At 61.9% G+C, this 8,637-nt stretch carries 7 protein-coding genes and 1 pseudogene; 3 read left to right on the top strand and 5 right to left on the bottom strand.

Annotated features, from left to right (window positions below; translation table 11 throughout):
- Positions 1-89: 89 nt before the first annotated feature.
- From OC610_RS29770 to OC610_RS15700, 4 genes and pseudogenes are all read right to left on the bottom strand, one after another.
- Positions 90-953: a methyl-accepting chemotaxis protein gene (locus tag OC610_RS29770; protein ID WP_408636600.1), complete on the bottom strand. Its 864-nt coding sequence runs from the start codon at positions 951-953 to the stop codon at positions 90-92.
- Positions 951-1,145, bottom strand: a pseudogene (locus OC610_RS29765) (HAMP domain-containing protein); the annotation flags it as partial. The pseudogene OC610_RS29765 and the gene OC610_RS29770, both read right to left, overlap by 3 nt.
- Positions 1,146-2,167: 1,022 nt before the next feature.
- Positions 2,168-3,556 (bottom strand): aminotransferase-like domain-containing protein, encoded by a 1,389-nt coding sequence (locus tag OC610_RS15705; protein ID WP_264428891.1) that lies wholly within the window; start codon positions 3,554-3,556, stop codon positions 2,168-2,170.
- A 211-nt stretch (positions 3,557-3,767) separates the two neighbouring features.
- Positions 3,768-4,529 carry an SDR family oxidoreductase gene (locus OC610_RS15700; protein ID WP_264428890.1) on the bottom strand — a complete coding sequence of 254 codons (762 nt, stop codon included), beginning with the start codon at positions 4,527-4,529 and terminating at the stop codon, positions 3,768-3,770.
- A gap of 224 nt (positions 4,530-4,753) precedes the next feature.
- Between OC610_RS15700 and OC610_RS15695 the strand changes: the two genes are divergently transcribed.
- Positions 4,754-5,710, top strand: a complete 957-nt coding sequence (locus OC610_RS15695) for an NADP-dependent oxidoreductase (protein ID WP_264428889.1) — start codon at positions 4,754-4,756, stop codon at positions 5,708-5,710.
- A gap of 111 nt (positions 5,711-5,821) precedes the next feature.
- On the opposite strand, the gene pyrF is transcribed toward OC610_RS15695, so the two are convergent.
- Positions 5,822-6,520, bottom strand: a complete 699-nt coding sequence (pyrF, locus tag OC610_RS15690; protein ID WP_167659345.1) for an orotidine-5'-phosphate decarboxylase — start codon at positions 6,518-6,520, stop codon at positions 5,822-5,824.
- Between the two features lie 274 nt (positions 6,521-6,794).
- Between pyrF and OC610_RS15685 the strand changes: the two genes are divergently transcribed.
- Together OC610_RS15685 and OC610_RS15680 are read left to right on the top strand one after the other, a co-directional pair.
- Positions 6,795-7,553, top strand: coding sequence for a response regulator (locus OC610_RS15685; RefSeq protein ID WP_264428888.1), 759 nt, complete (start codon positions 6,795-6,797; stop codon positions 7,551-7,553).
- Complete coding sequence (locus OC610_RS15680) at positions 7,553-8,593, top strand: sensor histidine kinase (RefSeq protein WP_264428886.1); 1,041 nt, start codon at positions 7,553-7,555, stop codon at positions 8,591-8,593. Before OC610_RS15685 ends, OC610_RS15680 begins: the two co-directional genes overlap by 1 nt.
- The last annotated feature ends 44 nt before the right edge of the window (positions 8,594-8,637 follow it).

The raw sequence follows: 8,637 nt of genomic DNA, 5'->3' as shown, positions 1-8,637 counted from the left end.
TTCGCGAGCAGGCTCGCTCCCACATGGATCTCTGAACGCTCTTCCTCCAATGTGGGCGAGCTTGCTCGCGATAGCAGCAGCCCACCCATTCACAACCTGAAATGTCCCACCATCCCTTTCAACTCAACGCCCAACTGCGCCAGTTCAATGCTGGACGCGGCGTTGCCTTGCATGGCCATGGACGACTGATCCGCACTGGCGCGGATGCTGGTGACGCTGCGGTTGATTTCTTCGGCCACTGAGCTCTGTTGTTCGGCAGCCGCTGCGATTTGCTGGTTCATCTGTTGGATCAATGACACGGCTGCCGCGATGCTACCCAGTGCGCTTTCGGTCTGCAGCGCATCGCTGACGGCCATTTTCACCAATTCGCCACTGGCCTGGATTTGCTGTACGGAGGTCTGGGCCGCTGAACGCAGCGCGCTCACCAATCGCTCGATTTCTTCGGTGGACTGTTGCGTACGTCTCGCCAAGGCGCGGACTTCGTCGGCCACTACCGCGAATCCCCTGCCCTGTTCACCTGCCCGAGCCGCCTCGATTGCGGCATTGAGGGCGAGCAGGTTGGTTTGTTCGGCCACGCTCTTGATCACGCTCAAGACAGTGCCGATGTTCTGTATTTCGGCGCTCAGGCTCTCAATGCTGGTACTGGCCGACGTGGCCGAGTCGGCCAGTTGCTCGATGCGCACCATGCTCTGGCGCACCACCTGCTGACCCGTTTCAACCTTGTCGTCGGCTGTCTGGGCCGCTTGCGCCGCCTCTTCGGCATTGCGCGCCACGTCGTGCACCGTAGCGGTCATCTGGTTCATTGCCGTGGCAACCTGCTCGGTTTCCTCTTTCTGGCTGCTGACTTCCAGGTTGGTCTGCTCGGTCACGGACGACAGTGACTGGGCCGAACTGGCCAGTTGCTCGATGCCCGCCTGCAAACCGCTGACGATGCTGCTCAGGCCCGCCCCCATCTGTTGCATCGCGAGCATCAGTTGCCCTATCTCGTCCCGGCGTGTCACGTCGACTTTTGCGCTCAGGTCTCCGGCGGCAATCTGCTGGGCGACGCGGATGACACTGCGCAACGGCGAGACGATCAATCGGGTGATGACCCAGGCTGCAACCAGCCCCACCAGCAGGGCCAGGGCCGACGAGCCGATGATCATCAGCGAGTTTTTCTTCAGCTCCGCCTGCATGGTGGCGTCCTCGGAGGTGTAGGCCTGATCGACCCGCGCCACGACCTGGTCAGCGCGCTCATGCAATTGCTGATAGACGATTTTTTCCTTGGCCAACAGTCCGGTGTATTCGGCCAGTTGCTGGTTGAATCCACCGATGTGCCCGGCCACTTCGTTGAGCACGGTCTGGTAGCCAGGATCCTTGACGGCGCTCTTGAGTTCTTCGGCCAATTTCATGGCCTGCTCAGCCTGTTCGATATTGCCTTGCCCGGCCGCCTCGTCATTGCCCTTGCGGCTCTGGTCCAGGCGAACCCGCGCTTCGTTCATGGCCTGCAGCATAAGTCGCGATACCTCGCTGACCTGGTTGGCCTGCTCGATGAATTCAGCCCCCTCCTTTCCTTCCGAATCCTTCAAGGTATAGGCGCCGTCATCCGCGAGCCCGGCTTGCAACACATCCAGGTTGTTGGCCACGCTGGAAACCGACCAGCTGGCCATTTCCAACGCCAAGTCCTTGCTCTGGCTCAGCTCGACGAACTCATCGAATGCCTTGCGGTAGGCCGCCAAGGCCAGTTCGACATCATTCATCACCGGCACATTGGCCGCCGACTGGCCTTTGAGTTCGTTCGCCAACGCAACCAACCCATCGACGCCCTGACGCAACGCATCGGCTGTCTTGGGGTCGGAACGCGAGGCGTATTCCTGCTCGAGCAGGCGAACCTTGAGCAGCCCGCTGTTGAGGGACGACATCTGCTTCAGGCCCTCGAAGCGATAACTGATGGTCTGCAGGGACCAGACGCCAATGGCCGCCACCACGGCGGTGAGCAGCAGCACCAGGACAAACCCGATACCCAGTTTCTTTGCCATACCGAGGTTGGCAAAACGTCCTTGCACGGCCGAAATCATTGCGCCCAGTCCTCTGCCAGTGTGTGTTGATTGCAGATTCGCAACGAGACGCCCCGCAACACAAGATGCTGGCGTCGGAATAATGGCAAAAAGCTACAGCCGCGTCGTTTTCAGGACACTTGAGGTCGATCCAGAGCGGTGGCACGGAAAAAAGCCTGGGCCTTGGGGTCCCGCGCGTACGCCACATTGATCCGCAGCCAGTCCGTGTCCGCGCCCGAGGGGCTGAATCTCGTTCGGGAAGACAATTGGACGCCGCATCGCCTGGCCATTCGCTGTAGCTCAGCATAGTCACACAACGGCGGACGCGCCCAAATGAACAACCCGCCCGACGGCTTGCCGAACACTTTCCAGTCAGCGTCCTCCAGCAACTGCAACGCCACCGCCATATCGGCATTCAGTCGCTGCCGCTGGCGCTGGGCGAGCTTGCGATAGGCGCCGTTGGCCAGAAGCTTGGCCAGCACCGATTCAGCGAATCGCGAACCACCCATGCAGGTGATTGCCTTGACCTCACCCAGGCGCGCGATGACAGACGGCGCGGCTGCCATGAACCCGACTCGCAAAGAGCTGCTCAAGGTTTTCGAGAAGCTGCCCAAATAAATCACTTCAGCGTCCAGCGCTGCCAGCCGGGCCCGCGTCGCCCCCTGGAAATCGGCGTAGACGTCATCCTCGATGACCAACATGGCGTGCTTTCTTGCCAGTTGCAGCAGCCGCTGGGCCACCGCCGGAATCAGGTTGCTACCGGTCGGGTTGTGGCAGGTGCTGTTGATAAAAATCGCGCTGGGCCTGTGGATCGCCAACAGACATTGAAGAGCGTCGACGTCCGGGCCGCGGGACGTCCTGGGTAATTCGAGCATGTCTATCTTATGCAGCCTGAGCAGATCGAACAGCTTCGGATAACCGGGGCTCTCCACCACGACACAGCACCCCGGCGGCAAAAGTGTCCGTACGATCAGGTCCAACCCATGCAAGGCCCCCGTAGTGGTCAGGATTCGGTTTTCGTCGGCATCGATTTCAAACTGCTTGAGCCGCCTGGACAATTGCTCACGCAGGGCAGGCAGCCCCAGTGGAGGGCCGTAGTTGAACAGCCCCGCCATGTCGGTTCGGCTAACCTGTCGAATCGCATAACCCAGGTCATCGCTTTCGCGCCAGCTCTCGGGCAAGCCGCCGCAGCCCAGCTTCAACGCCTGGTGCGTCGGGTCAGCCGGGGCAGATGACACGCCTGGCAGCCAGGCCTCTTCAGCGGTCGCTCCCGCATCGGAAACAGCCGGAGCCACAAAAAAGCTTGAACCGTGACGCGACGCCAGCAAGCCTTGGGCGACCAACCGCTGGCAGGCCTCATGGACGCTGGCCTGGCTGAGCAGATTTTGCCGCGCCAACTGCCGGATCGATGGCAGGCGAGTCCCCGGCTCCACCGCGTCCTGTCGAATCCAGATGGCTAACGCATCGACAATTTGCTGCACGACGGGCACCAGGGCCTGCCGGTCGATTCTCAATTCCATGAGTAACCAAGCTCCTAAGCGATTGTTTCATTTCCACAAACAGTTAAGCACAGGCCGATGCGGGACGACGTAAGAGAACGACTCGAAAACGCCTCATTCTCATTCCTTGAAATACATTGGCGGCTCGATCAAGGGAACCTTCCCCCATCAGAAAAAAAGAACCCGCAACCAGTGCGGGTTTTGCCCTACGCCGAAACGACAGCCGTTGGCATCAGAATGCCGTGACCCCACCGTCCACCGCCAATGAATGCCCGGTGGTGAACGCTGCGCCATCGCTGCACAGATACAGCACCGCGCTGGCGATCTCCTCAACCTTGCCGATACGCCCGACCGGGTGCATGGCGTTGGCGAAATCGGCTTTTTTCGGGTCTGCCTCATAGGCACGACGGAACATATCAGTGTCGATCACCGCCGGACACACCGCGTTCACGCGGATTTTCTTCTTGGCATATTCAATGGCCGCCGATTTTGTCAGGCCGATCACCGCATGCTTGGACGCCGCGTAGATGCTCATCTTCGGTGCCGCCCCAAGCCCCGCCACCGAGGCTGTGTTGACGATGGCACCGCCGCCCTGGGCCAACAACAATGGCAGCTGGTACTTCATGCACAGCCAGACACCTTTGACATTGACGCCCATGATCGCGTCGAACTCATCAAGTGTGCCGTCGGCCAGCTTGCCCTTTTCGATTTCGATGCCCGCATTGTTGAAGGCGTAATCAAGGCGCCCGTAGGCATTGATCACCTCTCCCATCAGGTTTCGCACGTCACCGTCGAGCGTCACGTTGCAGCGCACGAACACGGCGTCGCCACCCGCCTCGCGAATCGACTCGACCGTACCCTCGCCGCCCGCCACATCCAGGTCGGCAACGACGACCTTCAGCCCTTGCGCCGCGAACGCCTGGGCCGTGGCCCGGCCGATACCTGCCGCACCGCCCGTCACCACGGCCACCTGCCCGGAAAACGTCATGCTCATTGTCACTGCCTCGAAGAATTGCTGACCGCCGCACTATAGCCACCGACCGCAACGGCACGGCAGCACTATCCAGTGGCCGGTTGGCGCTGCATGAACGCCCGTGATAACACCACCCACCGCTCCATCACTGGTTTGGATCAACCTGCATTCGCTGGATCGGCAAACCTTGCGGTGAGCGCGTCGAAGGTCTATCAACAAAGCTTCATTCATCTTGAGTGCCTGTCATGACCGCCCAGATCAACCGCCAATTCCTGCTCGCCAAACGCCCGGTGGGTGCCGCGACCCGCGAGACGTTTACCTATCAACAAGTCCCGGTTGGCGAACCGGCGGCGGGCCAGATCCTGGTCAAGAACGAGTACCTGTCCCTCGACCCGGCGATGCGCGGCTGGATGAACGAAGGCAAGTCCTACATCCCACCGGTCGGTATTGGCGAAGTCATGCGGGCATTGGGCGTCGGCCAAGTCATTGCGTCGAATAACCCGGGGTTTGCAGTGGGGGACTACGTCAATGGCGCCCTGGGCGTGCAGGATTATTTCCTCGGCGAGCCACGAGGTTTCTACAAGGTCGATCCGAAACTGGCGCCGCTGCCCCGCTATTTGTCAGCACTGGGCATGACCGGCATGACCGCTTATTTCGCCCTGCTGGATGTCGGCGCGCCCAAGGCTGGCGAAACCGTCGTGCTTTCAGGCGCTGCCGGTGCCGTGGGCAGCATTGCCGGACAGATTGCCAAGCTCAAGGGCTGCCGCGTGGTCGGCATCGCCGGCGGCGCCGACAAGTGCAAGTTCCTCATCGATGAGTTGGGCTTCGACGGCGCCATCGACTACAAAAATGAGGACGTCCACGCCGGCCTCAAGCGCGAATGCCCCAAGGGCGTGGATGTATATTTCGACAACGTCGGCGGCGATATCCTCGATGCAGTGCTCAGCCGCCTGAACCTCAAGGCCCGCGTGGTGATTTGTGGCGCCATCAGCCAATACAACAACAAGGAAGCGGTGAAGGGCCCGGCCAACTACCTGTCACTGCTGGTCAACCGCGCGCGCATGGAAGGGTTCGTGGTCATGGACTACGCCTCGCAGTTCGCCGCGGCCGGACAGGAAATGGCCGGCTGGATGGCCAAGGGGCAACTCAAGAGCAAGGAAGACATCGTCGAAGGGCTGGAGACATTCCCCGAGACGCTGTAAAACGTGTGGGAGCGAGCTTGCTCGCGATAGCGGTATCTCAGTCGACTCAAACGTGACTGATGTACCGCCATCGCGAGCAAGCTCGCTCCCACACGTTTTACAGCGTCTCGGTCAGGCCAGTTCGGCCACGACCGCTGCCAACGCCTTGGCCGGGTCGGCGGCCTGGCTGATCGGACGACCGATCACCAAGTAATCGGAGCCAGCGTCCAGTGCCTGGCGCGGGGTCAGGATGCGACGCTGATCGTCCTGGGCGCTGCCCGCGGGACGAATCCCCGGTGTCACCAGTTGCAGCGATGGGTGCGCCGCTTTCAGGGCACCAGCTTCCAGCGCCGAGCAGACCAGGCCGTCCAGGCCGGCCTTCTGTGCCAGCGCCGCCAGACGCAGCACTTGCTCCTGGGGCTCGATGTCCAAGCCGATCCCCGCCAAATCCTCACGCTCCATGCTGGTCAATACGGTCACGCCGATCAACAGCGGTTTCGGGCCGCTGCGCTGGTCCAGCACTTCACGGCAGGCCGCCATCATGCGCAGGCCACCGGAGCAATGCACGTTGACCATCCACACGCCCATCTCCGCAGCCGCCTTGACGGCCATGGCGGTGGTGTTGGGAATGTCATGGAATTTAAGGTCAAGGAATACTTCGAACCCCTTGTCGCGCAGGGTCCCGACAATTTCCGAAGCGCAACTGGTGAACAGTTCCTTGCCGACTTTGACCCGGCACAGCTTGGGGTCCAACTGGTCGGCCAGCTTCAGGGCGGCGTCACGGGTAGGGAAATCCAGGGCGACGATGATAGGCGTCTGGCAGGCGGACATGAGCGGGCTCTCAGGCAAGTCGAAATCGGCGCGCATTGTAGCGGAACCAGCGCCCTTGCGGGACCCGATGATCGGTAAATCATCAATCGGCCCTGCTGCCGTTTGTGTCAGGGTCGATACATTCATGACACGCGCACAATACGGCAGGACGCTACCCTGCGCCGCCGCAACCGTTTATTTCAGCGCTTCACGGCCCACCGTCCGAAGCTTATGCTCACACACGCCCTCGCCGCCCTCCATGCGGTTGGCAGCCCAACTGGCAGATGACGCACCCATGCAGAACACCCCCATTGCAAATGCTGGCGATCAGAAACTGCCTGACGATGATCGGCGCTGGACGACCCGCGCCCTGATCGTCGATGACGACGTACCGATCCGCGAACTGCTGATCGATTACCTCGCCCGCTTCGGCATTCGCGCCAGTGGCGTGACCGATGGCGCGGCCATGCGCCAGGCAATGCAGGCCGAGCACTTCGACGTGGTCGTGCTGGACCTGATGTTGCCAGGCGAAGACGGTTTGCAACTGTGCCGCTGGCTGCGGGCCGAGTCGGACATTCCAATCCTCATGCTGACGGCCCGCTGCGAACCCACCGACCGCATCATCGGCCTGGAACTGGGCGCCGACGACTACATGGCCAAGCCCTTCGAACCCAGGGAGCTGGTGGCGCGAATCCAGACCATCCTGCGCCGCGTGCGCGATGACCGCAGCGAGCAACACACCAATATTCGCTTCGATAACTGGCGACTCAACAGCGTGCTGCGCCAGTTGGTCTCCGCCAGCGGATTGGTGGTGCCCCTGTCCAACGCCGAATTCCGCCTGTTGTGGGTGTTCATCGAGCGTCCGCGCCGAGTGCTCAGCCGTGAACAATTGCTGGACGCTGCGCGCGGTCGTTCCATCGAGGCCTTCGACCGCAGCATCGACCTGCTGGTGTCGCGCTTGCGCCAGAAACTGGGTGACGATCCGAAGGCCCCGCAATTGATCAAGACCGTGCGCGGTGAAGGCTACCTGTTCGACGCGCGGGATATCGGCTGATGCGCCTGCGCTTCGATTCCCTGTTCGGCCGCCTGTTCGGCGTGCTGCTGCTAGCGATCATCCTGGCGCATCTGTTGGCCTTTGCCTGGTTCTTTCATTACGACAAGCCGCCACATCCCGGGCCACCCCCGGAGTTTGCCCATCAAGGCGCAGGCCCCCCGCGCTCCGGCCCGCCACCCGGCCCACGTCCCTGGTTCGGCGGGCCCGTGGTGCCGCTGACGTTTCAGTTTGTGTTCCTGATTGTCGCGGCCTGGTACGGCGCCAAGTCGTTGACCCGGCCGATCCAACGCCTGAGCGACGCCGCCGAACGGCTGAGCGAGGACCTCGACAGCCCGCCACTGGAGGAAAACGGTCCGCGTGAGGCCCGCCAGGCCGCCCATACCTTCAACCTGATGCAACGACGGATCCGCGAGCAGGTGCAGCAGCGCTCGCGCATGCTGGGGGCGGTATCCCATGATCTGCGCACCCCGCTATCTCGGCTCAAGCTGCGCCTGGAGCAGATCGACGACAGCCGGTTGCAGGATCAGATGCGCCAAGACCTGGACGATATGATCGGCATGCTCGATGCCACCCTGACCTATCTGCACGAACAACGCACCAGCGAGGCCTTGCAGTGGATGGACGTGCAGGCCCTGGTGGAGTCATTGAGCGAGAACGCCCAGGACCAGGGCGCCAATGTGCAGGCCAGTGGCGTCTGCGCACCTATGCAGGTGCAACCGATGGCCCTGCGTTCGTGTATCAACAACCTCATCGACAACGCCCTGCGCTACGCCGGCGACGCATCGATTGTCCTTGAAGACCAGCAACACAAGTTGCTGATCCGAGTAATCGACCATGGCCCCGGCATCGCGCCGGACAAGCGCGAAGCGGTATTCGAGCCATTCTTCCGCCTGGAGGGCTCGCGCAACCGCAACTCCGGTGGCGTCGGCCTGGGCATGACCATCGCCCGGGAAGCCGCCGAGCGCTTGGGTGGGCACCTGGGCCTGGAAGAGACGCCGGGGGGTGGATTGACGGCGGTGATCAGCTTGCCTCGCCTCTGAGTCCCACCGATCTCCCCGTGGCGAGGGAGCTTGCTCCCGCTGGA

Source organism: Pseudomonas agronomica, from assembly GCF_025917275.1.
Taxonomy (GTDB): Bacteria; Pseudomonadota; Gammaproteobacteria; order Pseudomonadales; family Pseudomonadaceae; genus Aquipseudomonas; species Aquipseudomonas agronomica.
Note: the sequence above shows the minus strand (reverse complement) of the source record. Positions and strands in the feature narration are given on the sequence as shown.

What these genes read in the sequence shown, in the direction of transcription:
- OC610_RS15700 (WP_264428890.1), bottom strand. Translation starts at nt 4,529, where the DNA reads ATGAGCATGACGTTTTCCGGGCAGGTGGCCGTGGTGACGGGCGGTGCG.
- OC610_RS15685 (WP_264428888.1), top strand. Translation starts at nt 6,795, where the DNA reads ATGCAGAACACCCCCATTGCAAATGCTGGCGATCAGAAACTGCCTGAC.
- OC610_RS29770 (WP_408636600.1), bottom strand. Translation starts at nt 953, where the DNA reads ATGGGGGCGGGCCTGAGCAGCATCGTCAGCGGTTTGCAGGCGGGCATC.
- OC610_RS15705 (WP_264428891.1), bottom strand. Translation starts at nt 3,556, where the DNA reads ATGGAATTGAGAATCGACCGGCAGGCCCTGGTGCCCGTCGTGCAGCAA.
- OC610_RS15680 (WP_264428886.1), top strand. Translation starts at nt 7,553, where the DNA reads ATGCGCCTGCGCTTCGATTCCCTGTTCGGCCGCCTGTTCGGCGTGCTG.
- OC610_RS15695 (WP_264428889.1), top strand. Translation starts at nt 4,754, where the DNA reads ATGACCGCCCAGATCAACCGCCAATTCCTGCTCGCCAAACGCCCGGTG.
- pyrF (WP_167659345.1), bottom strand. Translation starts at nt 6,520, where the DNA reads ATGTCCGCCTGCCAGACGCCTATCATCGTCGCCCTGGATTTCCCTACC.